24 protein-coding genes are annotated in these 24,208 nt (G+C 67.1%); 7 read left to right on the top strand and 17 right to left on the bottom strand.

Features of this window, described 5'->3' with window-relative positions; translation table 11 throughout:
- Positions 1 to 45: 45 nt before the first annotated feature.
- A complete protein-coding gene (locus BLQ10_RS02295; protein ID WP_254785352.1) occupies positions 46 to 1,470 on the top strand; it encodes a M1 family metallopeptidase in 1,425 nt (474 codons plus the stop codon).
- A gap of 8 nt (positions 1,471 to 1,478) precedes the next feature.
- On the opposite strand, the gene BLQ10_RS02290 is transcribed toward BLQ10_RS02295, so the two are convergent.
- From BLQ10_RS02290 to pheS, 3 genes are read right to left on the bottom strand one after another with little or no spacing between them, the layout of a single operon-like run.
- On the bottom strand, positions 1,479 to 2,168 hold the full coding sequence (locus BLQ10_RS02290; protein WP_091557818.1) for a 4'-phosphopantetheinyl transferase family protein: 690 nt from the start codon (positions 2,166 to 2,168) through the stop codon (positions 1,479 to 1,481).
- A gap of 45 nt (positions 2,169 to 2,213) precedes the next feature.
- Entirely contained in the window at positions 2,214 to 4,757 is a 2,544-nt protein-coding gene (gene pheT, locus BLQ10_RS02285) for a phenylalanine--tRNA ligase subunit beta (RefSeq protein ID WP_091557815.1), read from the bottom strand.
- 2 nt (positions 4,758 to 4,759) lie between these two features.
- Positions 4,760 to 5,821 carry a phenylalanine--tRNA ligase subunit alpha gene (gene pheS, locus BLQ10_RS02280; RefSeq protein ID WP_091557814.1) on the bottom strand — a complete coding sequence of 354 codons (1,062 nt, stop codon included), beginning with the start codon at positions 5,819 to 5,821 and terminating at the stop codon, positions 4,760 to 4,762.
- Positions 5,822 to 6,091: 270 nt separating this feature from the next.
- Here pheS and BLQ10_RS02275 point away from each other — a divergent pair, with 270 nt between their 5' ends.
- The gene (locus BLQ10_RS02275) at positions 6,092 to 6,562 is read left to right on the top strand and encodes a DUF4157 domain-containing protein (RefSeq protein WP_091557811.1); all 471 of its coding nucleotides are present in this window, start codon (positions 6,092 to 6,094) and stop codon (positions 6,560 to 6,562) included.
- A 1-nt stretch (position 6,563) separates the two neighbouring features.
- Positions 6,564 to 7,202: an SIMPL domain-containing protein gene (locus tag BLQ10_RS02270; protein WP_091557809.1), complete on the top strand. Its 639-nt coding sequence runs from the start codon at positions 6,564 to 6,566 to the stop codon at positions 7,200 to 7,202.
- 72 nt (positions 7,203 to 7,274) lie between these two features.
- Here the strand turns inward: BLQ10_RS02270 and pcp are convergent, their stop codons facing one another.
- The 3 genes from pcp to BLQ10_RS02255 form a co-directional block, all read right to left on the bottom strand.
- Positions 7,275 to 7,916: a pyroglutamyl-peptidase I gene (gene pcp, locus BLQ10_RS02265; protein WP_091557806.1), complete on the bottom strand. Its 642-nt coding sequence runs from the start codon at positions 7,914 to 7,916 to the stop codon at positions 7,275 to 7,277.
- A gap of 275 nt (positions 7,917 to 8,191) precedes the next feature.
- Positions 8,192 to 8,593 (bottom strand): hypothetical protein, encoded by a 402-nt coding sequence (locus tag BLQ10_RS02260; protein WP_139164163.1) that lies wholly within the window; start codon positions 8,591 to 8,593, stop codon positions 8,192 to 8,194.
- Between the two features lie 1,003 nt (positions 8,594 to 9,596).
- Positions 9,597 to 10,058: a DUF6278 family protein gene (locus BLQ10_RS02255; RefSeq protein WP_091557800.1), complete on the bottom strand. Its 462-nt coding sequence runs from the start codon at positions 10,056 to 10,058 to the stop codon at positions 9,597 to 9,599.
- A 118-nt stretch (positions 10,059 to 10,176) separates the two neighbouring features.
- On the opposite strand from BLQ10_RS02255, the gene BLQ10_RS02250 reads away from it, so the two are divergent.
- The gene (locus BLQ10_RS02250; RefSeq protein ID WP_091557797.1) at positions 10,177 to 11,340 is read left to right on the top strand and encodes an Rv2578c family radical SAM protein; all 1,164 of its coding nucleotides are present in this window, start codon (positions 10,177 to 10,179) and stop codon (positions 11,338 to 11,340) included.
- Between the two features lie 61 nt (positions 11,341 to 11,401).
- Here the strand turns inward: BLQ10_RS02250 and BLQ10_RS02245 are convergent, their stop codons facing one another.
- From BLQ10_RS02245 to BLQ10_RS02230, 4 genes are all read right to left on the bottom strand, one after another.
- On the bottom strand, positions 11,402 to 12,775 hold the full coding sequence (locus BLQ10_RS02245; RefSeq protein ID WP_091557795.1) for an NAD(P)(+) transhydrogenase (Re/Si-specific) subunit beta: 1,374 nt from the start codon (positions 12,773 to 12,775) through the stop codon (positions 11,402 to 11,404).
- Positions 12,772 to 13,155: an NAD(P) transhydrogenase subunit alpha part 2 gene (locus BLQ10_RS02240; RefSeq protein WP_091557793.1), complete on the bottom strand. Its 384-nt coding sequence runs from the start codon at positions 13,153 to 13,155 to the stop codon at positions 12,772 to 12,774. Before BLQ10_RS02240 ends, BLQ10_RS02245 begins: the two co-directional genes overlap by 4 nt.
- Positions 13,155 to 14,297 (bottom strand): Re/Si-specific NAD(P)(+) transhydrogenase subunit alpha, encoded by a 1,143-nt coding sequence (locus tag BLQ10_RS02235; protein ID WP_091557790.1) that lies wholly within the window; start codon positions 14,295 to 14,297, stop codon positions 13,155 to 13,157. Before BLQ10_RS02235 ends, BLQ10_RS02240 begins: the two co-directional genes overlap by 1 nt.
- Before the next feature lie 89 nt (positions 14,298 to 14,386).
- Entirely contained in the window at positions 14,387 to 14,851 is a 465-nt protein-coding gene (locus BLQ10_RS02230; RefSeq protein WP_091557788.1) for a (deoxy)nucleoside triphosphate pyrophosphohydrolase, read from the bottom strand.
- A gap of 229 nt (positions 14,852 to 15,080) precedes the next feature.
- On the opposite strand from BLQ10_RS02230, the gene BLQ10_RS02225 reads away from it, so the two are divergent.
- Positions 15,081 to 16,289, top strand: coding sequence for an MFS transporter (locus BLQ10_RS02225; protein WP_091557785.1), 1,209 nt, complete (start codon positions 15,081 to 15,083; stop codon positions 16,287 to 16,289).
- A 147-nt stretch (positions 16,290 to 16,436) separates the two neighbouring features.
- Here the strand turns inward: BLQ10_RS02225 and BLQ10_RS02220 are convergent, their stop codons facing one another.
- The gene (locus BLQ10_RS02220) at positions 16,437 to 17,357 is read right to left on the bottom strand and encodes a cation diffusion facilitator family transporter (protein ID WP_091557784.1); all 921 of its coding nucleotides are present in this window, start codon (positions 17,355 to 17,357) and stop codon (positions 16,437 to 16,439) included.
- A gap of 228 nt (positions 17,358 to 17,585) precedes the next feature.
- Between BLQ10_RS02220 and BLQ10_RS02215 the strand changes: the two genes are divergently transcribed.
- On the top strand, positions 17,586 to 17,852 hold the full coding sequence (locus tag BLQ10_RS02215; protein ID WP_091557782.1) for a GlsB/YeaQ/YmgE family stress response membrane protein: 267 nt from the start codon (positions 17,586 to 17,588) through the stop codon (positions 17,850 to 17,852).
- A gap of 143 nt (positions 17,853 to 17,995) precedes the next feature.
- Here BLQ10_RS02215 and BLQ10_RS02210 read toward each other — a convergent pair whose 3' ends face one another.
- From BLQ10_RS02210 to infC, 4 genes are all read right to left on the bottom strand, one after another.
- A complete protein-coding gene (locus BLQ10_RS02210) occupies positions 17,996 to 18,892 on the bottom strand; it encodes a TrmH family RNA methyltransferase (protein WP_091557779.1) in 897 nt (298 codons plus the stop codon).
- Between the two features lie 65 nt (positions 18,893 to 18,957).
- Complete coding sequence (rplT, locus tag BLQ10_RS02205; RefSeq protein WP_091557777.1) at positions 18,958 to 19,428, bottom strand: 50S ribosomal protein L20; 471 nt, start codon at positions 19,426 to 19,428, stop codon at positions 18,958 to 18,960.
- 121 nt (positions 19,429 to 19,549) lie between these two features.
- Positions 19,550 to 19,744, bottom strand: a complete 195-nt coding sequence (rpmI, locus tag BLQ10_RS02200) for a 50S ribosomal protein L35 (protein ID WP_009358635.1) — start codon at positions 19,742 to 19,744, stop codon at positions 19,550 to 19,552.
- A 115-nt stretch (positions 19,745 to 19,859) separates the two neighbouring features.
- On the bottom strand, positions 19,860 to 21,053 hold the full coding sequence (infC, locus tag BLQ10_RS02195; RefSeq protein ID WP_302847278.1) for a translation initiation factor IF-3: 1,194 nt from the start codon (positions 21,051 to 21,053) through the stop codon (positions 19,860 to 19,862).
- 335 nt (positions 21,054 to 21,388) lie between these two features.
- Here infC and BLQ10_RS02190 point away from each other — a divergent pair, with 335 nt between their 5' ends.
- A complete protein-coding gene (locus BLQ10_RS02190) occupies positions 21,389 to 21,775 on the top strand; it encodes a DUF1844 domain-containing protein (protein ID WP_091557773.1) in 387 nt (128 codons plus the stop codon).
- A 104-nt stretch (positions 21,776 to 21,879) separates the two neighbouring features.
- On the opposite strand, the gene BLQ10_RS02185 is transcribed toward BLQ10_RS02190, so the two are convergent.
- Together BLQ10_RS02185 and BLQ10_RS02180 are read right to left on the bottom strand one after the other, a co-directional pair.
- Complete coding sequence (locus BLQ10_RS02185) at positions 21,880 to 23,193, bottom strand: MFS transporter (RefSeq protein WP_091557770.1); 1,314 nt, start codon at positions 23,191 to 23,193, stop codon at positions 21,880 to 21,882.
- A 62-nt stretch (positions 23,194 to 23,255) separates the two neighbouring features.
- Positions 23,256 to 24,194, bottom strand: coding sequence for an SseB family protein (locus BLQ10_RS02180; protein ID WP_175558437.1), 939 nt, complete (start codon positions 24,192 to 24,194; stop codon positions 23,256 to 23,258).
- Between the last annotated feature and the right edge of the window lie 14 nt (positions 24,195 to 24,208).

Below are 24,208 nucleotides of genomic sequence, written 5' to 3'. Positions count from 1 at the left end.
CGGCCTGCGCACGTCCACCAGCACCACAACCCGAAGGTCCGTCCATTGAGCACCAGCGCACCAAGCAGCGGCGCCGCCGCCACAGGCGGGGAAATCAGCCGGGAAATCAGCCGCGAGATCAGCCGGGCAACCGGCCCGGAAGCCGGCGCCCCGGACCCCTATATGCCGGGCCATGGGACCAATGCCTACCGCGTCACCCGGTATGAACTCGATCTGGACTACCGGGTCAGCACCAACCGCCTTGCCGGGCACGCCGTCCTGCACGCTGTCATGCAGTTCCCGACGTCGGCGATCGTCCTGGACTTGGCCGGATTGCGGGCCACGAAGATCCAGCTCGACGGACGCCGGGTGCGCAGGTTCACCCAGCGGGCCGAGCAGCTCGTGATCTATCCCGACGTTCCTCTGCTCGCCAACGAGGCGTTCACCTTGGACATCCGCTACGAGGGCTACCCTGCGCCGCGCCGCGGCCTGTGGGGCGAAGTCGGCTGGGAAGAGCTCTCCGATGGTGTGCTGGTCGCCGGCCAGCCAAACGGCGCCGCCTCCTGGTTCCCGTGCAATGACCACCCGCGGGACAAGGCGAGCTACCTCATCACGGTGACCACCGACGCGAACTACCGGGCCGTGTGCAACGGCGTGCTGCTCTCCCGCACCAGCAGGGCCAGCCGCGAGACCTGGGTGTACGAGCAGGCCGAACCCATGGCCACCTACCTGGCAACGGTCCAGATCGGCCGTTACGAGCTCCTGACGCTCAATGCCGAGCGGCCGTCGGGGCACGTTCCGCAGTACGTGGCCGTTCCGGCGGCGCTGGCCGCGGCAGCCCGGGCCGCCCTCGCCCGGCAGCCCGAAATGGTGCGGACATTCACCAACTGCTTTGGGCCGTATCCGTTCCCGGAGTACACCGTGGTGGTCACTTCAGACGTGCTGGAAATCCCCCTGGAAGCGCAGACACTGTCCATCCTGGGCCCAAATCATATGCGGCAGGACTGGGATTCGCAGCGGATGATCGCCCACGAACTCGCCCACCAGTGGTTCGGGAACTCGCTCACCACTGCGACGTGGAAGGACATCTGGCTGCACGAGGGCTTTGCCTGCTACGCGGAGTGGCTCTGGTCTGAAGAGGCCGGCATCATGTCGGAGGCGGCCCGCGCCCGCGCCGCTTGGCGCAAGCTCTCCGCTGCCCCGCAGGACCTGATGGTGGGCGATCCCGGCCCGGAGCTGATGTTTGACGACCGGGTCTATAAACGCGGAGCCCTGGCCCTGCACGCGCTGCGGGTTCGCTGCGGCGACCTCGCATTCTTCGCCCTGCTGCATGACTGGACCGACCGCTTCCGCCATGGCACTGTGACCACTGCCGACTTCATCGTCGCGGCCGCCCACACGACGGGCCTCGACGCAGAGGCCCTGCTGCACCCGTGGCTGTTCGAGCACGCCCTCCCGCCGCTCCCGCAGGCAGCGCCGCCCAGGCTCTGACGGCAAGGCTAGGGAAGGACCGCGACGGCGATGGCGGCCACCAGGTCCGCGGGCAGTCCTGTCTCTGCCGGCGTCAGGTCCCGGAGCCCGGCGTGGCCGTCCACATTCGTGCCCAGCACGTCGAGGGTGTCCGGGGCCGTCTGCAGCCCCGTTCCCAGCATCTTAAGCCACGCCTCTTTGCGCGCCCACAGCCGCGCCCGGCCGCGCAACAGGGAGATGCCGCCCAGGCCGGCGAGGTGGAGTTGTTCGGCTGCGGTCAACACGACGTCGTCGAACCCGTCGAAGTCCGCCCGGGCCGGATCCTCGACGTCGATGCCCAGGCGCTGGCCCGGATCCGGGTCCACGAGCCCGGCCAGAAGCGTCCAGCCGGCCGCGCGGGACAGGCTCAGCAGCAGCGGCACGGCCTCGCCCCGGAGCAGGTAGGCGGGCTTGCCGTGTGAGATGTCCGCGCCGGTGCCGCAGCGTGGACAGCTGTACCAGGCGGTGAGGTCCGACGCCTGGACGCCGAGCAGGCCGGCGGCGAACCGCCGCTGCGCGAGCCGCCCGGCGAGGAAGTTCTGCCGGGTACGCGGGGTCATGGCCCGGGCCCGCTCGAGCTCGGCCCCGTCCAGCAGGGCAAGCGAGTCGTGTTCCAGCCCGGACACAGCGCCGCGAACGCCAAAGGGCGGGCAGGCACGCACAACAAGGTGTGATGCCATGACCCGCCCCTTTCAGAAAAGTCAGCGCTGTCGCCAGCGCAGCTCTCAGCGCTGCACCGCTCCGAAGCGATCGTGGGCAGCGGCAACGGCACCTTCACGCGCGGCGGAGGCCTCGTCGGCCGTCAGGGTGCGGTCGTTGGCGCGGAAGCGCAGGCTGAACGCCAGGGACTTCTTGCCCTCCTCGATGCCCTTGCCCGCGTAAACATCGAACAGTGCGACGTCTTCGAGCAGCTCGCCTGCCCCTTCACGCAGGGCCGTGAGCACCTCTTCCGCCGGGACGTCCTGCGGGACCACGAGGGCCACGTCCTGGGTGGCCACGGGGTACGTCGAGATGTGCCGGGCCACGATCACGTCGGCAGCCGCCTCGAAGAGGGCGTCGGCGTTCAGTTCCAGCGCCACGGAACGGGCCGGCATGTCCTGTGCCGCCAGCAGCTTCGGGTGCAGCTCGCCGGCGTAGCCCACTACTTCGCCGGTGCGCAGTTCAAGCTGCGCTGCCCGGCCCGGGTGGAAGGCCTGGTGCCGGCCCTGTGTGACCAGGAGTTCGACGCCGAGCACGTCGCCGGCGATCCGGGCGATGTCCACCGCGTCCGCCCAGTCCCAAGCCCGCGGGGTGTGGCCCGGAGCGGCAGGCGAGTCGTGCCCCGTGAGCACGGCGGCGAGGTGCAGCGGCTGGTCCGGGACGCCGTCGTACAGCCCATCCAGTACCTCGTCGCTGGGCTTGACGCCGAGCGACGGAATCGCGGCGGTGCCAAGCTGGTCGCCGGGCAGGAACACGAGCCCGGCCTCGAAGAGGGCGAGGTCGCGGAAGCCGCGGGAGTGGTTGCGCTTGGCTACCTCGATCAGGCCCGGCAGGATGGAGGTCCGCAGGAAGCCGTGCTCCTCGCTGATCGGGTTGGCCAGCTTGAGGGCCTTGCGCTCCGTGCCCTCGGCAGGGACGCCAAAGGTGTCGTTGGCGGCCTTGGAGACGAACGGGTAGGCCAGCACCTCGGTGAGTCCGGCGTCGGCGAGGGCCTGGATCATGCGGCGGCGCTGCTGCTGGACGCGGGTCAGGCCACGGCCCGGGGGCGCCACCGGCAGGGTCGCCGGGATCTTGTCGTAGCCGACCAGCCGGGCGATTTCCTCGGTGAGGTCGTCCTTGGTCTCCAGGTCGTGGCGCCAGCTCGGGGCGGTCACCGTGTAGCCGTTGCCGGTCTTGCCCACGACGGCGCCGAGGTCTTCGAGCGAGGTCAGGATCTGTTCCTCGGTGAAGTCGATTCCGATCCGGGCTGCCGCGTACTCTGCGGGCAGTTCGATGGTAACGGCGTCCGGCGCGGTCCCGACGTCGGTCCCGGCCTCGTCGGCCGTTCCGCCGGCGAGTTCGACCAGCAGGTCCACCACCCGCTGGGCGGCGACATCGGCCACCTGCCAGTCCACGCCGCGTTCGAAGCGCTTGGACGCCTCGGACGGCAGCTTGTGGCGGCGGCGGGCGCGCGCGATCGAGACTTCGTCGAAGTGCGCAGCCTCAACCAGGACGTTCGTGGTGGCATCCGACACCTCGGTGTGGGCGCCGCCCATGACGCCGGCGATTCCGATCGGCCCGGATTCGTCCGTGATCAGCAGATCCTCGACGTCGAGCGTGCGCTCCTTGTCGTCCAGGGTGGTGATCTTCTCCCCTGCCGTCGCGCGCCGGACGACGATGTCGCCGGCCAGCTTGTCCAGGTCATAGCAGTGGTTCGGCTGCCCGAGCTCGAGCATGACGTAGTTGGAAATGTCCACCGGCAAGGAGATGGACCGGATGCCGGCGAGCCGGAGGCGGGAGGTCATCCACAGCGGGGTGGGCCGGGTGGCATCGACACCGCTCACGGTGCGGGCCACAAAACGGTCGCAACCGGGCTTGCCGTAGATGGGGGCGTCGTCGTTGAGCTTGACGCCGTAGCCGCCGGTCAGGGCCTCAGGGACCTGGACCTTGGACACCGGGTCGGTAAATGCGGTGCCGGTGGCGTGCGCGTATTCACGGGCCGCGCCGCGGATGGAGAACGCGTACCCGCGATCCGGCGTCACGTTGATCTCGGCGGCCTGGTCGTACAGGCCCAGGAGCTCCATGGCGTCGGTGCCGATTTCGGGATCCAGCCCGATCCTCGAAAGCACAAGGATGCCGTCGTGGTCCTCGCCGATGCCGAGTTCGCGGACGGAGGCAATCATGCCGGCGGACAGGTGCCCGTAAGTCTTGCGCGCGGAAATGTGGAAGTCGCCCGGCAGCACGGCACCGGGAAGGGTGACCACCACCTTGTCGCCTTCCACGAAGTTATGGGCACCGCAAATGATGCCCTGCACGCCGGAGGGGTCTATGCCGTCGCCGGTCAGGGTCTGCTGCTGGCCCTCGGGGACAACCCGGACCTGGCACCAGTTGATGGTCTTGCCGTTGGTCTGGGGCTCCTTGACGATGCTCAGTACCTGGCCCACCACGATCGGACCCTGGAGGGTGTCCGTGGGGCGGTGGACTGCTTCTTCCTCAAAGCCGACCTTGACGAGCTCGGCCATGACGTCTTCGGCCGTTGCTTCGGCCGGTACCTGCGCGAATTCGCGCAGCCAGGATAGTGGGATACGCACTGTTAGATCTCCATCCCGAAGTGCTCGCTGAAACGTACGTCGCCTTCAATCATGTCGCGCATGTCGCCAACCTCGTTGCGGAACATGAGAGTGCGTTCGATGCCCATGCCGAAGGCAAAACCTGAATAAACGTCCGGATCGATGCCGGCGGCACGCAAGACGTTGGGGTTGACCATGCCGCAGCCGCCCCACTCGATCCAGCTGGGGCCGCCCTTGGCGCCCGGGTGCCAGATATCGAGTTCCGCGGACGGCTCGGTGAACGGGAAATAGTTGGGGCGCAGCCGGATCTGGGCTTCCGCGCCGAACATCTGGCGTGCGAAGTGCTCCAGCGTGCCGCGGAGGTCTGCCATGCTCAGCTTCTTGTCGATGGCCAGGCCCTCGAACTGGTGGAATACCGGGGTGTGCGTCGCGTCGAGCTCGTCCGTGCGGAACACCTTGCCCGGGCACAGCACGTAGATGGGCAGCTCCCGTTCCAGCATGGAGCGGACCTGTACCGGCGAGGTGTGCGTGCGCATGAGCAGGTGGGCCTCGGGCGGCTCAACAAAGAACGTGTCCTGCATGTCGCGGGCGGGGTGGTCCGGCTTGAAGTTCAGGGCATCGAAGTTGAACCATTCGGACTCGACCTCGGGCCCATCGGCGATTTCCCAACCCATGCCGACGAAGATGTCCGCCACGCGGTCCTGCAGCGTGGACAGCGGGTGGCGTGCACCGGCCCGGCGCCGGCGCGGCGCCGCCGTGACATCCACGGTCTCTTCGACGAGGATCCGCGCGTCGTTCTCGGCCTCGAGCTCGACCGTGCGATCGGCGAGCGCTTTGTTGACGCGTCCCCTCGAGGCGCCCATGAGCTTGCCGGCGGCGGCCTTCTGGTCCTTGGGAAGCGCCCCGATCTCGCGGTTGGCGAGGCTCAGAGCGGACTTTTCGCCCGTGTGCGCGAGGCGCACGGCCTTGAGTTCATCGAGGGTCGCGGCAGCGGCGATGGCGGCAACGGCCTGGTCTACGGCAGCGGTAATGGCGGCTTCATCCAGAGGGTTCGGGACGGCGGCGCCCGGCAAAGTTTCAGTCATCTACTGTTCTTAGCTACGAGTCGGATCATGCCGACAGCACACGGCACGGGCACAAGGCACGTCGCGGGTTCTCGGCAGGGCTTATGGTCACTGTCCCCAGTCTAGTAGACGGCCGTCGGCCGCAAGGCAATCGCAAGGCAATGGTCGGGCGAACGTGACGCTTCGTCCCTGCGGCCCCCATGGACGCTGAACCCGACGACATGCCCAAGGGCACCGGGACATCCCGGAGGGCCCCTGACCGCCTGGCACAGCCCCGGCTACCATGGCCTCATGACGTCCGGACAACGGCTGCGCCAGATCGCCAACTTGCTGAACGGGTCCACCCTCCTGGGCCTGCTGCTGGCAGCCTGCGCCCGGACAACCGTCAGCTCCGGTCCGCGCGGGCTGCTGATCGCGAGCCGCTACCGCTGGCGGCTTCCGTTTGCCGCGGCCTTCACCGTGGGCAACGTGATCCTGTTCCGCGCCGGCCCGGACTCCGCCCGCGCCAATCCGGCACTGCTCGGACACGAGGAGCGCCACAGCACCCAGTACGCCTGGTGCCTTGGGTGGCCCTTCCTTCCGCTGTACTTCATCGCCGCGGGCTGGTCCCTCTGGCGGACGGGCAACCCGGGCAGCGCCAACTACTTCGAGCGCCAGGCCGGTTTGGAAGCAGGCGGCTACCCCCGGCCCGGCATTCCCGGGTCCGCTCCACAAACGCACCGAAGAATCCGCGCCGCTGCCCCCAAACGTTATGAGGCCTGACATGACAGAGACCCCCAGAAGCATCTCGGTCACAGGAACCGGCAGTGCCGAGGCGGTGCCGGACCTCCTGACCTTGTCGATCGGCGTTGAATGCCGCCGCGAGAGCGTGGCCGAGGCCTACAGCGAGGCAGGAACACGATCGGCCGCCATCACGGCGGAGCTCCGGCAACACGGCGTGGACAGCGTTGACATCTCCGCCTCCGGTCTGAACGTCCGGGCCGAGCTGAACTGGCAGGATGGCCGGGGCCAGACAGTGACTGGCTACCTGGCCTCCAGCACGCTCACCGTCAGGATCCGCGTGCTGTCGGCGTCCTCGCAGATCCTTGCCGCGGCCGTTGCGGCCGGCGGCGACTCCGTCCGGCTGAACGGGCTGAGCCTCGGCTTCGCGGACCCCGCAGCCGTCGAGGCCCGGGCCCGGGAAGCCGCCTGGCAGGACGCCCGCACCACCGCCGCGCACTACGCCGCCCTCTCCGGGGCCGGCCTGGGCAGGGTCCTCTCCCTCACCCAGCACACCGGTTTCCAGGCGCCGATCCCGGTGGCGAAGATACAGCGGGCAGTGGCTTCCGGCTCGCTCACCGTTGAGGCCGGCGAGTCGAGCGTCACCGCCACGATCGGCGTCGTCTGGGAACTGCTCAACTAGGTGTTCGAGTAATTGTTCGGGTCGCCGACGGCGGCCGCTACCTGCAGGAGCCGTTGGATGGCCGCCAGGCCGCTAGTGCGTTGCGCCGGCAGCGAGCCTGAGATCCGCCGTCGTCGCAAGCGCCGTGCGGACGACGACGGCGAGCGCCGCCGCCATCTGGTGCGCGGGCAGCGACGGGGCACTGCTCCCGGCCGGAAGCTGGGTGTCCGCGTAGGGAACGTGGACAAACCCTCCCCTGGTGCCGGGGCGGCGCCGCAGGGCGTGCATAAGCGCGTAGAAGACGTGGTTGCAGACATAGGTCCCGGCGCTCTGGGACACTTCAGCCGGGATCTGCTCTGCGGTCAGCGCCGCGAGCGCGGCCTTGACGGGCAGCGACGTGAAATAGGCTGCCGGTCCGCCCGGGACCACGGGTTCGTCCACGGGCTGGTTGCCGGCGTTGTCCGGGATCCGGGCGTCGTCACAGTTGATGGCCACGCGTTCCAGGGAGATGCGCGCCCTCCCGCCGGCCTGGCCGGCGCACAGCACAAGCTCCGGCCGGAAGCGCTCGAGGGCCTCCTCCAATACCTTGGCCGAGTCACCAAAGACGCAGGGCAGTTCCACCGCCTGGACATCCAGCCCTTCTGTTTGGAGCAACCGTGCCGCCGAACGCGCCGCGGCCCACGACGGATTGGCCGTATCGCCGCCGAACGGCTCGAACCCGGTCAGGAGAATCATCGCCCCAGCCTAGCAATGCGCCCCCACACTGCGACCTGGCGACCCGGCGGGCGACTATCGGTAGTTTGCGGAGTAACTTTTGAACGATTAGCGCTCCGAAATCGACAGGGTCAGCGGCCCTCGCCGTCAGACGGCTTATTGGTCCCAACGCTTCGGACAGCCGTTTTCGTCCCGGCAAGCTTCCCAAGAGGCTTGGTGGAATTCCATCAAAATCCACTTGCCGCCTCATCTCCAAGGCCAGGAGAGGCCGGGCAAGTAGACAGCCCGCCTTGGAGTCATGGCAGGTGAGGTGGTTCCGACGGGTGAGCCAGGAAGGAACCAAGTCGCTTACCGACATCCTCCCTCGTCCAGAACGAAACCGTCCGCTGACCGTCCGCCGCGTCAATGTCCAACACCACGGTGAAGCCTGGCTCGTCGCCTATAGTCCGGCTAACGCCGAAGCCCATCAGCCGGTTCTGCTCCGGGAGATCTCCTCCCATGAGAATGCTGATTCCGGCGGACCCTTCCGGGCCGTTCTCAGGCGGCGAGCCCGTGCCGCCATTGACCATCCAGCGAGCACCACTCTCCAAGACTGCCTTGTGCCCGGCACAGACGGGCACTTCCAGGTTGGAGTCGGGCATCAGCTTGAAGACGTCCGTGGAAGTCTCAGGACAGCGCAGCACAGAACACGTGGTCATGCTGGCGATGCTACCGAAGGGAAGGCCATCTGGGGTCCGGATCCCCTCCGTCGGCCCTGCAATTCCGCAAAGACTGCGGAATGTCCGCCCCCTCCCCCAGACTGAAGCCAGCGGCCGCAGAGTCTATGGGTAACTTACGCAGTAACCTCTGAACGAATAGGCGTTCCTGCCGCTGCTGCGGGGATGCCAAGGTGGCTCCGTCGGCGCACGAGTTCATGGAGTTGATGGAGCCGGCACTAGTGGGACTAGGGGCAGGTTGCCCCGTACATCGGCACCGAGATTGTCGACGAAGATCCCGTGGCCGGGTCTGTGACTCTGATGACAACACAGGCCGGGCCGCGCACGAGCGTCATGCCGGGAAACTGGGTTGGGCGGTCAGTGCAGGCCGTGACGGTGTAGCTGTCGGGCAGTTGGAGCTTTCCATCGCGCAATGCCTGGCTGGATTCCCATTTCGTAGCTGAGGCAACAATGATGGCTGCGTCTGAGGGACTGTCGATGGTTAGGACCCTGCCGCCGGTTCCTTGGTCGATGGAGATGGGGCTCTTCCAAGCCCCGTAATTCGTTCCACCATTTGCCGTGTAGGGGTAGCCGTCGGTGGAGTCTGTTATTGGCCACTTGTAGTTCGGAGGACTCCCTAGCCAGGCTAAGGAGGACACTCCGGAGACCTTCGGGGCGTCGGGGCTGGTGGTCGCGTTTCCGCTCCAAGCATCTTGACACCCTAAATTGGAGCCCAGACCTGGTTCAGTCGATGTGTTCGACGATTCCGGTGCGGGTGCGAGTTTGTTGGGCACCGTGCATGCCGCGGTTGCCAACAGCACAGCCAGCACAGCCAGCACATCGACCAGCGAAACGCGTACCCGCATGGCGAACCACCCCCGGCAAACATACAAGGACCAGTATCTTTACAACAGGCCCGGCGGGTAGCTTGCAAATTGCAATTGGTGGAACCTAAGAGGGATTCGCCACCTAGCGTCTGTCTCGGGTACCGGGCCAAATGTTAGCTCTACGCCTCAACTCCGGCTATTCCCAGGACGTGGGCATAGTTTTCTTCGAGGGTGGGCCTGGAGACGGCTAGGCGCCTAATCGCGATTCGAACGACATCAACCGCGACGATACTGGTGACACGAACCAGGGGATATTCTTCCTCAACCACTTCCCAGCGCGCTTCGGGGATCGTGTGTGTGAGGACGTCCCCGTAAAACATCCCGGTAGGGCGGGCAAGCCGTACCAGGGATTCTCTGTCGTCGGCACCGTCGATGAGATCGTCAATCGCGACAAGGCTGCCGGGTGTCCGCGGCAGCGTCTGACCTCGTCCTCGGAGATATTTGAGCAGATCCTCGTAGCCGCCAACGTTGGTTAGTGGTGCCGACGATTCCGTACTTGCCGGCTTGTATTCGGCGTATCTTCTCGGCATCCCTGCCGGCAGCTTTTGCAGCGGTTCGGCGGAATCGTCAGGGGTGATCATGGCCTAAAGCTACTCCCCTGTATGTGCTGCGAATAGCATCCCGGCAGTGACCGCAAGGGGAACCCTTCGACCCAGCAGCAGCCTTGACATTTAGTCGAACATATATTCGAATGTAGGCATGAGATGGGACGCACAAGCACTTGAGCGCGGCGATTCCCCGGCCGCCCTTTCCGCCGATTCGCCAGCCGCACCAGCCCTGCTGCCGCTGGCCGGGCTGGTGCGGTCCGTGTCCACCCCGGAATTTGCCGGGATCACCTTCCATGAGGTCACCGCCAAATCGGTGCTCAACAAGGTGGTCGCCGGTTCGCGGATGCCGTTCGAGTGGACCATCAACCCCTACCGCGGCTGCAGCCATGCCTGCGTCTACTGCTTCGCCCGGAAGAGCCACACCTATCTGGACTTCGACGCCGGCCTGGACTTTGAGAGCCAGGTGGTGGTCAAGATCAACGCCGCCGAGATCCTGCGCAAGGAACTGGCCAAGCCGTCCTGGCGGCACGAGCACGTGGCCCTCGGCACCAACACGGACCCGTACCAGCGCGCCGAGGGCCGCTATCAGCTCATGCCCGGCATCATCGGTGCCCTCGCCGACTCCGGCACTCCCCTGTCCATCCTCACCAAGGGCACGCTCCTGGCCCGTGACATACCGCTGCTGAAGCATGCCGCGGCCCAGGTGCCCGTGGGGGTGGGCATTTCGCTGGCCATGACCAACGAAGAGCTGTCCGAAGCCGTGGAACCGGGCACGCCGGGGCCGCGGGCACGGCTGAAGCTCATTTCCCGGTTGCGGGAGGCCGGTCTGCCCTGCGGCGTCATGGCCATGCCCATCCTGCCGTGGCTCTCGGACAGCGACGACGCCCTCGACTCCCTCTTCGGCGCCCTGGCGGCGGCCGGCGCCACAGGCGTCACGGCCGGCGCGCTGTACCTGAAACCGGGCACCCGTGAATGGTTTATGCAGTGGATCGCCCGCGAACATCCGCAACTGGCCGGCAAGTACCGTCGCCTGTACGGCAGCGGGTCCTATGCGTCCAAGGAGTACCGGGCGTGGCTGGCCGGCCGTATCCGCTACTTCAAGGACCTGCACGGCTTTTCCGGCTCGCAGGGATTCAGCCACAGGGATCTTGACGGCGGCAACGACCACGACGATGCCCGCCAGGAAGAAGCCCAGTACCCGGCCGGAAGCATCCCGGACACTGCCGGGCACGCGGGCGCCCTGCGCGCCGGCCACGCGGGCACAGCCCACACCGACGCAGCCCGTTCCAGCTCGGCCCAGCCCACGCTGTTTTGAAGCCCGCTCCACCTCAGCGCGCGGTGAACCTGGAACGCGGTGAACCTGGAGCGCCGCGGGCCTAGAGTGCCTTAACCGCGCCCAGCACCCTGGCCAGCGATTCCTTGGCGTCCCCGAACAGGAGCGTGGTCTTGGGATCGTGCAGGAGCTCGTTCTCGATGCCGGCAAACCCCGGGCGCATCGACCGCTTCAGGAACACGACCTGCTGGGCCTGCACCACCTCCAGGATCGGCATCCCGTAAATCGGTGAACCGGGGGAAGACTTGGCCGCGGGGTTGACGACGTCATTGGCGCCGACCACCAGCGCGACATCCGTGGTCGCGAACTCGGGATTGACTTCGGCCAGCTCCCGCAGTGACTCGTACGGCACGTCGGCCTCGGCCAGCAGCACGTTCATGTGGCCCGGCATGCGTCCCGCCACAGGGTGAATGGCAAACACCACGTCCACACCGCGGGCGGCCAAGGCTGTGGCGAGCTCCGCCACGGTGTGCTGGCCCTGCGCCACGGCGAGTCCGTAGCCGGGAACGATCACCACCCGCTGGGCGTAGCCGAGCTGGACGGCAACGTCCTCCGGCGACGAGCAACGCACGGGCCGGTCGCTCAGGGCGGTGGAACCCGCCGTCGAGCCGCCTTTGAACGCCCCGAACAGGATGCCGGCGACTCCGCGTCCCATGGCCGAGGCCATGACCTTGGTCAGGATTGTGCCGCTCGCGCCGACCAGCGTCCCGGCAACGAGGAGCAGGACATTCCCCAGGACCACGCCGGAGGCTGCCACCGCCAGTCCCGTGAAGGCGTTCAGCAGGGAGATCACGATCGGCACGTCCGCGCCGCCGACGGGCAACACCAGGAGCAGCCCGGCGGCGAGCCCCAGGCCCAGCAGCGCGAGCGACCAGCCGAGCGACCCGATCAGGACCACCAGCGCTCCCGAGATGACTGCCCCCAGCAGGACGGCCCCCATGACCCAGGGCATGCCGGGAAACAGCAGCGGGCGGGTGCTGATGAGTTCCTGCAGCTTGCCCACAGTCACTGCGGAGCCGGCGAAGGACACCGCGCCCACCAGCATGGTGAAGACCACGGCCAGGCGGACCCAGGGGTCCTCGTTGTGGCCAAGTTCCAGTACGGCGACGAGTGCGGCGGCCCCGCCTCCGACGCCGTTGAAGAGCGCCACCAGTTGGGGCATCTGGGTCATCTGCACCCGCCGGGCCACGGGGACGGCAATCACGGAGCCCACGACTATGGCCACGAGGATGAGCGGAATATTTTCCAGCCGCGCCGAGAAGAACACGGTGATGACGGCGAGGAGCGCCCCGGCGGCACCGATGGCGTTGCCGCGGCGGGCGGTCCGTGGCGAGCTAAGGCCCTTGAGCGCCAGGATGAAGCAGACGGCCGCCGCAAGGTAGAGCAGCGCTGTCCATTCGGGGGTCAGGAGACTCATCGGCCCTCCCCCGCCGCGTCGCTTGCGCTCCCGTCGTTGGGGTGTCCTGCTCCCGCTGTTCCGCCAGCTGGGGCGGTGCCGGTTCGTGCGGGGGTGCGCGGCCGCTTGTGGGCGCTGAACATCTCAAGCATCCGGTCCGTGACCACGAAGCCGCCCACGAGGTTGACGGTTGCCAGGACCACGGCCAGGAGCGCGATGCCAAGCACCCACGGGTCGCTGGCCGCTCCGGCCACGATGATGGCGCCGACCAGGATGATGCCGTGGATGGCGTTGGCGCCGGACATCAGCGGTGTGTGCAGCTTGCTGGTGACCTTGGAGACGACTTCGAAGCCGACGAACACTGCCAGCACTACCACTGTCAGCAACGCGACCGGGCCCATCATGCCTCCGTTTCCAGTGCTGCCGCGGTGGGGGCATGCCGCACGGCGCCGCCGTGGGTCAGGCACGTTCCGGCGACCACGTCGTCGTCGAAGTCCGGGGCCACCAAGCCGCCGTCGGTCATGAGGGCGAGGAAGTTGCTGACGTTCCGGGCGAAAAGCCGGGAGGCATCCGACGGCATGGCGGATGCCGCGTCCTGCAGGCCCACGAGCGTGACCGACCCGCCGTCGACCGGCACCTGGACGTCCTGGCCGGCGATCACGCCTTCGACGTTGCCTCCGGACTCCGCGGCGAGGTCGACGACGACCGACCCGGCCCGCATGCTGGCCACCATAGCGGTGGTCACCAGCAAGGGAGCGGGCCGGCCCGGGATGGCCGCCGTCGTGATCAGGATGTCCGCTGCAGCGACGTGCGGGGCAAGGAGGCTGCGCTGGCGTTGCGCCCGGTCCTCGCCGAGGGCACGGGCGTATCCTCCGGTTCCTTCGGCCGCCGCGTCCACGTCCAGATTGATGAAAGTGCCACCCATCGAGGCGACCTCGTCTGCAGAGGCGGCCCGGATGTCGTTGGCTGACACCCGGGCGCCGAGCCGCTTCGCCGTGCCGATCGCCTGCAGCCCGGCGACACCGGCCCCGAGGACCAGCACCCTCGCCGGCGGGACAGTCCCCGCGGCGGTCATGTAGAGCGGGAAGAACCGCGGGTACCGCACTGCGGCTTCCAGCACCGCGCGGTAGCCGGTGACCAGGGACTGCGAGCTGAGTGCGTCCATGGACTGTGCCCGGGAAATCCGCGGAAGCAGCTCCAGGGCGAACGAGGTGATCCCGGCGGCGGCCAGCGCGCGGACAGTCCGCAGTTCCGTGGCCGGCGACGCCAGGCCGATGGTGACTGTGCCGGGCCGAAGCCGGGCCGCGGCCTCCGGGGTGATGGGGCGGACATGCAGCAGGACGTCGAGGGCCTCGAACGGGAGTTCGGAGATCACGGTGGCGCCGGCCTCTTTGAAGGCGGCGTCCGCAAACCCTGCTTCGGTTCCGGCACCGCTCTCCACCAGGAGATGGAGCCCGAGGGCTGTCAGTTGCTGGACCGTCTCCGGTGTGGCCGCAACGCGGCGTTCTCCGGCTCGCTGCTCTCGTCCGACACCGACCTGCACGGGCCACTCCTCTCGATTGCGTTCAGAGTAGGCACATGCCTGACGGTTTGGCGAGAGGTGGGCTTCCGGAGCCCGTCGGCGCGTCCGGGTCAGCGGGTAAGGCCAGCTCCCGCTCCGCGCGGCCCGGCGGCCCGGACTGCTGCCAGGAGGGCTTCGACGATGGGGAAGTCCGCCGGGATCCATGGCAGGCCCAAGACCTCCGCCGGGTTGCGGAGGTCGAGCCAGCGCAGTTCGTCGTGGTCTTCCAGCGGCCTGGGCTCGCCCTCAGCGAGTTCGGCGAACCAGACCCTCATCGCCGCCTTCTCGTTGAGCGGCCAGCCCGTGGCGGTCTCCGCGGGCAGCTCGGACCCGAGCCGCACCAGCACGCCCAGTTCCTCGCGGAGCTCGCGGTGCAGGGCCTCTTCGGCTGCCTCGCCCGGCTCCACCTTTCCGCCCGGAAACTCCCACATTCCGGCAAACTGCGGCGGCGCCGTGCGCCGCGCCACAAGGAGCATGCCCGGTTCGGCCAGGGAGTCCACTACTGCGCCGCCGACGACGCCAATGAGTCCAGTCACGCCCCCAAGTCTAAGGCGCTCCTGGTACCGCGTCGGGGGCGGGACCGCGTCACGGGCGGGTCCGGGAGCGGGAACCGCGAGCGGCAGGGTAAGGGAGAATGGTGGAGGCGGCCGCGCAGACCGGTTGCGGCCGGTTGCGGAATATTCGGCGCCGCCTCCCAGTTCTTAAAAGCATATTTATCTGTCCGATCCCTCCGGATCCTCCCGGAAAATCTCCCCGAAAAGACGAATGACAACCACCACATACGCCCCGGCGCCGTCCAAGACCGGCACCCGTCACGTTGCCCTGGCCATCATTGCCCTGGCGATGGGCGGATTCGGCATCGGCACCACAGAATTCACCATGATGGGCCTGCTCAAGGAGATCGAACAGGGCCTGAACATCAGCACGCCCGAGGCCGGTCACCTTATTTCGGCCTACGCCCTCGGCGTCGTGATCGGCGCGCCGGTGCTCGCCGCCGTCGGGGCCAAACTCCCGCGGAAGTATCTGGCCCTGGGGCTCATGCTCTTCTTCAGCATCGCCAACCTCAGTTCCTTCCTCGCCCCGGACTACGGCTCCATGCTGGTGTCCCGGTTCGCCGCGGGACTGCCCCACGGCGCCTTCTTCGGGGTCGCGGCCGTGATTGCCGCCTCCTTGGTGGCGCCGACCAAGCGGGGTTGGGCGATTTCGATGGTCATGGCCGGGCTGACGGTGTCCAACGTCATCGGCGTCCCCTTCGCTACCTGGCTGGGCCAGAGCTACGGGTGGCGGCTCCTGTTCCTGCTGGTGGGCCTGATCGGCATCATTACGCTCGCCATGCTGTGGAAGTTCGTCCCGTTCCAGAAGCCGCACGCAGATGCCAGCTTCCGCCGTGAGCTCGGCGCGCTCAAGCGGCTCCAAGTGTGGCTTGCCATCCTGGTCGGCATCGTCGGCTTCGGCGGTTTCTTCGCGACCTACACCTACATTTCGCACACCATGACCTCCGTGGCCGGCGTCCCCGCGCCCTGGCTGCCGCTGGTCGTGGCGCTGTACGGCGCGGGCATGGTGCTGGGCAACATCGTGGGCGGCCGGATCGCCGATAAGTCCGTCATGGGCACGATCTACTGGGTGCTGCCCGGCACGGCGGTGGCACTGGTGGTCTATGCCGTTGGCGTCCATTGGGCCTGGTCCGCGCTGGTCATGGTGTTCGTGGTTGGCGCCGCCGGGTCCATGCTGGTTCCGGCCCTGCAGACCAGACTTCTGGATGCGTCCCCCGACGCACCGTCGCTGGCCTCCTCGCTCAACCATGCGGCGCTCAACGTCGCCAATGCCCTGGGCGCCTTCCTGGGCGGCCTTGTGATCGCCTGGGGCTGGGGCTACGTCGCGCCCGCGCTCGTAGGTGCGGTCCTGGCCGTACTGGGGCTCGGGGTCGCTGCCATCAGCGGCGTTGTGGAACGCAGGCGGCCGCTGGCCTCCTAGCCGCACCTTGGCCGCGGCAAAGCGGCAGGGCAATAGGCGGGCATGCTCAAACAGAACGGCAGTCCTGTCCAGTGTTGAACTGGACAGGACTGCCGTTTTCTTTAGGGCTGTTGTTTTGTATAGGGCTGGGCTGGCGTGGCGGGCGGCTCAGGGGGCGCTGACGCGCTGCACGTCCGGTTCCAGGTAGATGACCCGGGCAATCGGGACGGCTTCACGGACCCGGACCTCTGCGTCATCAATCGCCTTCGCAATGTCCTCGCCTGAGTCCGAACGGCCGATGCTGATCTTGGCAGCCACCAGCAGCTCCTCAGGGCCAAGGTGCATGGTCTTGAGGTGAATGACGCTGCTGCCGCCGGCTTCGATCGCGCTGCGGATCTTGGCGACGTCATCGCGGGTGGCCGACTCGCCCAGCAGCAGGGACTTGGTTTCCATGGCCAGCACCACAGCGATCGCCACGAGCAGCAGACCGATCATCGCGGTGCCGAGGGCGTCCCAGATGCCGTTCCCGGTCAGGAGCGTCAGGCCCACGCCGAAGAGCGCGAACACCAGGCCCACGAGGGCGCCGAAATCCTCAAGCAGGATCACCGGCAGTTCCGGCTGCTTGGCATTGCGGATGAACTTGATCCAGCTTTGCTTTCCCCGGAGGGGGTTGGATTCGATGATCGCTGTCCGGAACGAGAAGGACTCGGCAACGATTGCGCCGATCAGGACGGCAAGCGGCACCCACCAAAAGTCTCCTTCGATGGCGTGCGGGTGCTGGATTTTCCCCCAGGCCTCATACAGTGCGAACAGGCCGCCGACACTGAAGAGCACAATCGAGACAATGAAGGCGTAGATGTACCGCTCACGGCCGTAGCCGAAGGGGTGCTCGGGGCTGGCCTTCCGCTGCGCGCGCTTGCCGCCGACCAAAAGCAGCAACTGGTTGCCGGAGTCTGCGAGCGAGTGAATGGCCTCGGCCAGCATGGACGAGGACAGCGTCAGAAAGTAGGCGACGAACTTCAAAACGGCGATGGTCAGGTTTGCGGCCAGTGCCGCGAAAATCGCCTTGGTACCGCCATTTGCAGCCACGTGAGCTTCTCCTTATGGGGTTCTTCCGGGGTGTACGCGAACACCAGAAGAACCCAGCGCCCACAAGGAATACCGTACCCGTTTCCGGGCTGGCGCCGAACCGCGGCAGGGCAACTGGGCCACGTAACGATTGGGTAGTCCCCTGCTGACAAGTAATCCGCCCTATGTTAGCTTGAAGCCATATTCGGGATCCACAATTTGGATGCCGACGAATATGTAGGAGGAGACATGGGCTTTCTTGGCTGGATCATTCTCGGACTCATAGTAGGTGCAATCGTCAAGGCAGTCATGCCCGGCAGGGTCGGCGGCGGCTGGATTACCAGCCTCGCGCTCGGCGTCGTCGGCGCAATTGTCGGCGGCTGGATCGGGGACCTTCTGTTCGGCGGGGGCAAGATGGAATTCTGGAATCTTGGTTCCTGGCTCCTGGCCATTGTCGGTGGCCTCGCGGTTGCGGGCATTTACGGCGCCATCACAGGGCGCAACAAGACCTCATAGATTTCCACAGCACTGACCGCACACTTCGCGTGAAGCGGCAGTGACAGTACGACGGCGGGGCCCACCTTTCGGTGGGCCCCGCCGTTGTTTAGCTGCTTCCCGCGGGATTTCCCCGCCGGACGGGCCGGCTCTTTGCAGGGCCGCTAGGACGCCTGCTGGGAGCGGGCGCTGGCGTAGAGGCAGACGGTGGCGGCGGTGCCGAGGTTCAGGCTTTCCGCTCCCCCATAGACCGGGACGGCCACCCGGTGGTCGGCCAGCGCGATCTCGTCCTCGGACAGGCCCTGGGCCTCGTTACCGAAGAGCCAGGCTGTGGGCTTTTCCAGCGCGTAGACCGACTCGGCGGCGGAGGCCCCCAGGCGGCGGGCGGCGTTCTCGTCCTGGAGACGGTCCAGGTTCAGCTGGCCGTACCCGTCTGCGGCGAGCACGCCGATTCCCCGTTCTTTGCAATGGGCCGCGAGCTCCGCCACGTCGGCGCCGAGGACGATCGGCAGATGGAAGAGGGATCCCGCCGTCGAACGGACCGCCTTGGGGTTGTAGATATCGACGCTGGAGCCGGTCAGGATTACAGCGTCGGCGCCGGCGGCGTCGGCCGCGCGCAGGACGGTTCCGGCGTTGCCGGGGTCGCGGACCTGGCACAGGACCGCGACCAGCTGGGGGCCCGCGTCCAGCACCTGATCGAGGCCGACGTCCAGGAAACCGCAGACCGCGAGGACGCCCTGCGGGGTGACCGTGTCCGCCATCGCGGCGAGCACTTCGTCGGTGGCGAGGTACGCGGTGGTGTCCTCCGCGAGTGTCTCCAGATCCGGGTGCCGGTCCAGGCAGGACTCGCTCGCGTAGACCTCATAGACGATGCCGGGCTCCCCCGCGGCAATCCGCTTCTGATGCAGCTTCAGCGCCTCGCGCACGGCCTGCGGCCCCTCCGCGAGGAACTCACGGCGCTTTAAACGGGCCGGGCGCCCGGCAAGTTGTGCCACCTTCCTCACCCGATCAGCTCGGGGGTTGGAAAGTGGAAAGTCTTGCGGGCGCCCGGTTTCGTTCATATAAGAACCTTAGTTGCTCTCGCAGCCGGCTCTTGAACGTTGCAGTCTTTCAACCGCGGCAGGAACTACTTTGCGGCCTCGTCGGCAGCCACCTTGGCAGCAGGCTTCTTCGCGGGAGCCTTCTTGGCAGCCTTCGGAGCCGGAGCGGCTTCAGCCTGGACGGCCGGAGCGGACGTGTCGGCGGGCAGCGAGTCCTTGGCGACCTTGACCAGCGCGGCGAAGGCGTTGGCGTCGGAAACGGCAAGCTCGGCCAGCATACGGCGGTCAACCTCAACCTCAGCGGCCTTCAGGCCCTGGATCAGTCGGTTGTAGGTCAGGCCGTTGGCGCGGGATGCAGCGTTGATGCGCTGGATCCAAAGACGGCGGAAGTCGCCCTTCTTCTTCTTGCGGTCGCCATAGCTGTACACAAACGAGTGCAGCAGCTGCTCTTTTGCCTTGCGGTACAGGCGTGAACGCTGTCCGCGGTAGCCCTTTGCGCGTTCGAGGATAACCCGGCGCTTCTTGTGGGCGTTAACCGCCCTCTTCACACGTGCCACGTGCGTACTCCTTAGAAAATTCTGATCCCAAGCGTCTACTGCCGGAACGGTCCGGCTGGCCTGAGAAGCCTTTTTGGTAGTTGACTGCTGCCAAGTGGCGGACAGTCAGAGAACTTGGAACTTAGATGCCGAGCATCTTCCGGATGACCTTGGCGTCGCCCTTGAAGACGATCTTGTCGCCGGCAAGGCGACGGGTCAGCCGGGAGGACTTGTGCTCGAGGTAGTGGCGGCGGTTGGCCTGCTGGCGGCGCAGCTTGCCGCTACCGGTCAGCTTGAAGCGCTTCTTAGCACCGCTGTGGGTCTTCATCTTCGGCATGGGAACCGATCTCCTTACGTATCCGCAGAAAAGTCTGCAGCTCTTTCGTGCAGCCGCCCCTGCGGGCGGCATGCTGGTTGCCTACTGCCGGACATTGCTGTCCGGCAGCCGTGAACTAGTTGGTCTTCTTGCTGCCAGGCTTGGCGGCAGCCCGGGGGGCGGCCGGCCGTGCGGCGGGCTTCGGCGCTGAAGGCCTCGGCACCGGCTTCGGAGCAGCAACCGGCTTCGGTGCCGCCGCCGGAGCGGCCGGAGCAGCTGCCTTTTCCTCGGGAGCCTTGGCTGCTGCCGGCTTCTCGGCGGCCTTCGGAGCCGCGGGAGCCTTGGCTGCTGCCGGCTTCTCGGCGGCCTTCGGAGCCGCGGGAGCCTTGGCTGCTGCCGGCTTCTCGGCGGCCTTTGGAGCTTCGGGAGCCTTGGCTGCTGCCGGCTTCTCGGCCACCTTGGGAGCAGCCGCCTTCGGTGCTTCCTGGGCAGGAGTCTCCTCGGCCTTGGTCGCTTCGACCGGAGCCTCGTCGGCCTTGGTCTCCTCGACCTTGGCTTCTTCGACCTTGGCCTCCTCGACCGGGGCCTCCGTTGCGGGAGCCTCCGGCGATACGACGTAGCCTTCCGGCAGGAGGTCGGACAACGTCTGGGTCAGCGGGGCGTTGCCACCGGAGACATCGACGCGCCCCGAAGCCTTGGCTTCGTTCTCAGCCTTGGCCTCTGCGCGCTGCGTTGCGCGGCGGGCCTCTGCCTTGGCTTCAGCCTTGTTCTTCAGCGGGCCAACCACCATGACCATGTTGCGGCCATCGATCCGCGGGCTGGACTCCACCACACCAACTTCGGCGACGTCGTCGGCGAAGCGCTGGAGCAGTCGGATGCCCATCTCGGGGCGCTGCTGCTCACGGCCGCGGAACTGGATCATGGCCTTGACCTTGTCGCCGGCACCGAGGAAGCGGAGCGCGTGGCCGCGCTTCGTCTCGTAGTCGTGAGTGTCGATCTTCAGGCGGAAGCGGATTTCCTTCAGGACCGTGTTGGTCTGGTTCTTCCGGGCCTCGCGTGCCTTGACGGCGGCTTCGTACTTGTACTTGCCGAAGTCCATCAGCTTGCACACCGGAGGCTTCGCCTGCGGTGCAACTTCAACGAGATCAAGATCGGACTCGGCAGCCAAACGCAGGGCATCCTCAATACGGACAATTCCTACTTGTTCGCCTGCAGGGCCGACCAGCCGCACCTCGGGGACGCGGATACGCTCATTGATTCTTGGCTCGCTAATGTTAAAGCTCCTGTGTTCGTGAGGGGTATTCCACCGGCAAAAAGAGAAGGCCCCCAATTGCCGGAGCAATCGAAGGCCTCGAGATCGGAGCTGCCGCCCTCAATGAGGCGGCATGCACTTCCTGCGGACCGGAGTCCGAGGAGGTGCCCGACCAGGTACCCGGCAACCTTGACTCCCGGAGGGAGGGGCTTCCCGAAGGAAGTTTCGCGGCTGACGCGGGTGGGAGAGAACTCCGCTTGCAAACTAAAGTCAACTCTACAGAAAGATACCCGCTCCACGCACATGTGCGTCGCCGGGCGCCACCTTCTGGCTTCAACTTCAGCCAGAAGCACTGCATTCAATATAAGCCTGAGAATAACGACATTTAGTCGGTCTGTGACAAGCTTACCAGCATGAGCACATCAGATCGTAATTCCCACGTCTTCGAGCCCGCAGCCGCCCAGGCCGACGTCTCGCAGCAGATCCGCGACATCTCAGAAGTCCCCGCAATCGAGGTCATCACCACCGCCGCCGTGCACCTGATGAGCGCCGCCGCGGTAAAGCTCGGCCTCGCCGCCGAGGAAAATGCCCAGGAACTCAAGGACCTGGACGAGGCCCGCAAACTGATCACCGCCCTTGCCGGTTTGGTGACCGCGGCGGCGCCGGAAATCGGCTCACAGCACGCGGGACCGTTGCGCGATGGACTCCGCTCGCTCCAGCTGGCCTTCCGCGAGGAATCGAGCATTCCCGATGCTCCTGGCAAGGGCCCGGGCGAGAAGTACACCGGCCCGGTCAACTAGGCACAAAACGTCAGCCATAAGCGGCGGCGGGCGGACCACTTAGGTCCGCCCGCCGCCGTCGTCGTTAACGCCCTTGCTGTGCGGGTGCCTCAGGCGGTATGCGGTCAGACGTGGGCCAGGCGGCGGCGCCGCGCGTGCTGCAGGACGAGTCCCACCAGGCAGAGGGCCACGCCCGCCAGCCCCACGGACACGAAGCCGGCTGAGGGGCCGATGAGGTCGATGAACAGTCCGGCAAGCGGCGCACCCAGAGCCACTCCGCCGGTGAGCGATGAACCGTACCAGCCCATCGCCTCGCCGCGTCGGCTTTCGTCAACCAGTTCGGCCACCTTTTCCGAGGCCGCGGACAACACCGGCGCGCACAGCAGACCCGGCAGCAACGCGAGCAGGCTCAGCGTCCAGACGTCGGTCGCAAAGGCCATCGGGACGGTCAGCGCTGACATCCCCAACAACAGGAGGATCGGGGAAATGGGCCGGTGCATGGCGCCGTAGAGGATGCCGCCCACCACCGAGGCCGCACACCAGAAGAGGAACACGATGCCGATTTCGGACTCATGGCCGCCGGTCTGGAGGGCCGCGACGATGCCGACGTCGGTGCCGCTGAGGACCATGCCCGCACCGGCCGCGACAGCGAATACGGCAGCCACGGCGGCCGTGAACCAGCTGAAGTTGTGGATGACTCGGTGTCGCAGGCCGGAGCGCCGCTGGCGCCGTTCCTCGGCGGCGGCTGCCAGGGGTGCCAGTTCGGCTGCGGCCTCCTGCAGGTGGGCCGGCGCGGCGGCGACGACGGCGGCTTCCGCGCATTCCAGTTCCTGCGCCTCGAGCCCGGCATCGGGAGAAGCACTCCGGGTGGGCGGGTTGAACCACATGAGGAAGAGTCCCGAGACGGATGTCGCCACTCCCACTACTGTCAGGCCCAGGACGGACTGTCCGCTGGTGGCGACGACGGCTCCGACAGCGGGGCCGATCATGAAGACCAGTTCGGTGGCGATGGCGTCCAGGGTGAAGGCCGTGCGGCGCTGTTCCCCGGGGGCCAGCACGCCGAGTGACTGCCGCACCACACTGAAGATGGGCAGGGTCAGGAGGCCTCCGATGAACACCAGGGGCAGCAGGACCTCGTAGGAGACGTGCGGCACGATCGACCAGATGACGGTCTCGGAGACGACGGACGGAATGAGCGCCTTACGCAGCCCCACGGTGTCGACCCGGCGGCCGCGCCAGGGCGCTCCGACGGCGATTCCGATCGTCATCACGGCGGCGGCTGCGCCGGCGGCCGCGTAGCCCTGGCCGAGGGTCAGGACGATGTGCAGGGTCAGCAGGACGCCGGCCGCCGAGTGCGGTATGCGGGCGATCATGCCGACCAATAGGAGCCGCCTGATGGGCCGGACGGCCAGCAGCTGACGGTAAAGCGCGAAATTCACGGACTACATCCTTCTGGTACTGCCCACGGCAGCACCGGGAAGTCCCCCCGTTGGGCCGTCAGCTATGGTGCTGCGCGCTGCAGCTTGACCTCGATCGAATCAACCCGCTCGGCAAAGATTTCATTCCGGGCCCAGGCGTTGTTGAGGCCAGCGACGATGGACTGCACGCCGGCGGCGTCGAGCCCGTCTTCAAGGTAGAGGACCACACGGAGTTCCGGGCCGGCGCCCCCACCGGGGAGCCGCCTGCCATCGGCCGTGGCCGAGGCAACTCCTCCCCCCGGATGAATTTCAACACGGCGGACCGCAGGAAAGCTAACCGCGCCCTCCCCGAGGGCCGCTGCGAGGTCGGGATCGGCGTACGACGGCGTCCAGTTCTGCTGCTGGGCGAGGGCCCATACCGCCGGCCGGCGCACCACGAACGTCAGGTCGGAGCCGGGATCGAGCACCAGCAACTCGGCGCCTTCCGCGACCGCGGACAGGGCGGCCCGGGCCGCGTACACGGCGACCGGCCTGGCCTCCGGATGCCACGCCTTCAGTGACGCCGCCGAGGTGAACACCGGCATGGCCGTCCGTCCGTCCGGCGCCTTGAGCGTCACGAGGGCCATGTCGGCCTGTTTGTCCGAGTGCAGCTGGTCCCCGTGCAGTTTGTTCTCTTGCGGGCGCGTGACGGCTTCGCCCTCTTCGGCGAGCTGGGCGAGGATTGGCACGAACACCCGGGCGGTGGCAAGCGCGGCAACCACGGCGGCTTCGTCGCCCGCGCCGGAGGCGAGGTCGGCCAAAGCCGCAAGGTAGCCGGCGTCGGCGGTGCCGTCGTCGTCCTCGAAATTGTGGATCTTTGCGTCATCGCCGGACAGGCTGCGGCCAGCCCAAGGTTGGCCGGCGGAGTCTGTGGCCCCGCCGGCGCCGGCAAGGGCGGCCGCGATGTGTCCGGGCAGATGCCGGACCGGACCTGCCCCCGTGCCAGGCTGTGCTCCGTTGTGGGGATCGTGGGTGTGCGTCATGGGGCACTGACCGC

The organism is Arthrobacter sp. ok362 (assembly GCF_900102785.1).
GTDB lineage: Bacteria > Actinomycetota > Actinomycetes > Actinomycetales > Micrococcaceae > Arthrobacter.
The sequence above is the reverse complement of the archived record's forward strand: the minus strand, read 5'-3'. Positions and strand labels throughout refer to the sequence as shown.

Bases quoted from the DNA above. Each gene is read 5' to 3' on its own strand.
- BLQ10_RS02245 (WP_091557795.1), bottom strand. From the start codon at position 12,775: ATGAGTCTCCTGACCCCCGAATGGACAGCGCTGCTCTACCTTGCGGCG.
- BLQ10_RS02290 (WP_091557818.1), bottom strand. From the start codon at position 2,168: ATGGCATCACACCTTGTTGTGCGTGCCTGCCCGCCCTTTGGCGTTCGC.
- BLQ10_RS02190 (WP_091557773.1), top strand. From the start codon at position 21,389: ATGAGCACATCAGATCGTAATTCCCACGTCTTCGAGCCCGCAGCCGCC.
- BLQ10_RS02180 (WP_175558437.1), bottom strand. From the start codon at position 24,194: ATGACGCACACCCACGATCCCCACAACGGAGCACAGCCTGGCACGGGG.
- BLQ10_RS02215 (WP_091557782.1), top strand. From the start codon at position 17,586: ATGGGCTTTCTTGGCTGGATCATTCTCGGACTCATAGTAGGTGCAATC.
- BLQ10_RS02250 (WP_091557797.1), top strand. From the start codon at position 10,177: ATGAGATGGGACGCACAAGCACTTGAGCGCGGCGATTCCCCGGCCGCC.
- BLQ10_RS02270 (WP_091557809.1), top strand. From the start codon at position 6,564: ATGACAGAGACCCCCAGAAGCATCTCGGTCACAGGAACCGGCAGTGCC.
- BLQ10_RS02240 (WP_091557793.1), bottom strand. From the start codon at position 13,155: ATGGGCCCGGTCGCGTTGCTGACAGTGGTAGTGCTGGCAGTGTTCGTC.
- BLQ10_RS02275 (WP_091557811.1), top strand. From the start codon at position 6,092: ATGACGTCCGGACAACGGCTGCGCCAGATCGCCAACTTGCTGAACGGG.
- BLQ10_RS02210 (WP_091557779.1), bottom strand. From the start codon at position 18,892: ATGAACGAAACCGGGCGCCCGCAAGACTTTCCACTTTCCAACCCCCGA.
- pheS (WP_091557814.1), bottom strand. From the start codon at position 5,821: ATGACTGAAACTTTGCCGGGCGCCGCCGTCCCGAACCCTCTGGATGAA.
- BLQ10_RS02260 (WP_139164163.1), bottom strand. From the start codon at position 8,593: ATGACCACGTGTTCTGTGCTGCGCTGTCCTGAGACTTCCACGGACGTC.
- BLQ10_RS02225 (WP_091557785.1), top strand. From the start codon at position 15,081: ATGACAACCACCACATACGCCCCGGCGCCGTCCAAGACCGGCACCCGT.
- pcp (WP_091557806.1), bottom strand. From the start codon at position 7,916: ATGATTCTCCTGACCGGGTTCGAGCCGTTCGGCGGCGATACGGCCAAT.
- rpmI (WP_009358635.1), bottom strand. From the start codon at position 19,744: ATGCCGAAGATGAAGACCCACAGCGGTGCTAAGAAGCGCTTCAAGCTG.
- BLQ10_RS02255 (WP_091557800.1), bottom strand. From the start codon at position 10,058: ATGATCACCCCTGACGATTCCGCCGAACCGCTGCAAAAGCTGCCGGCA.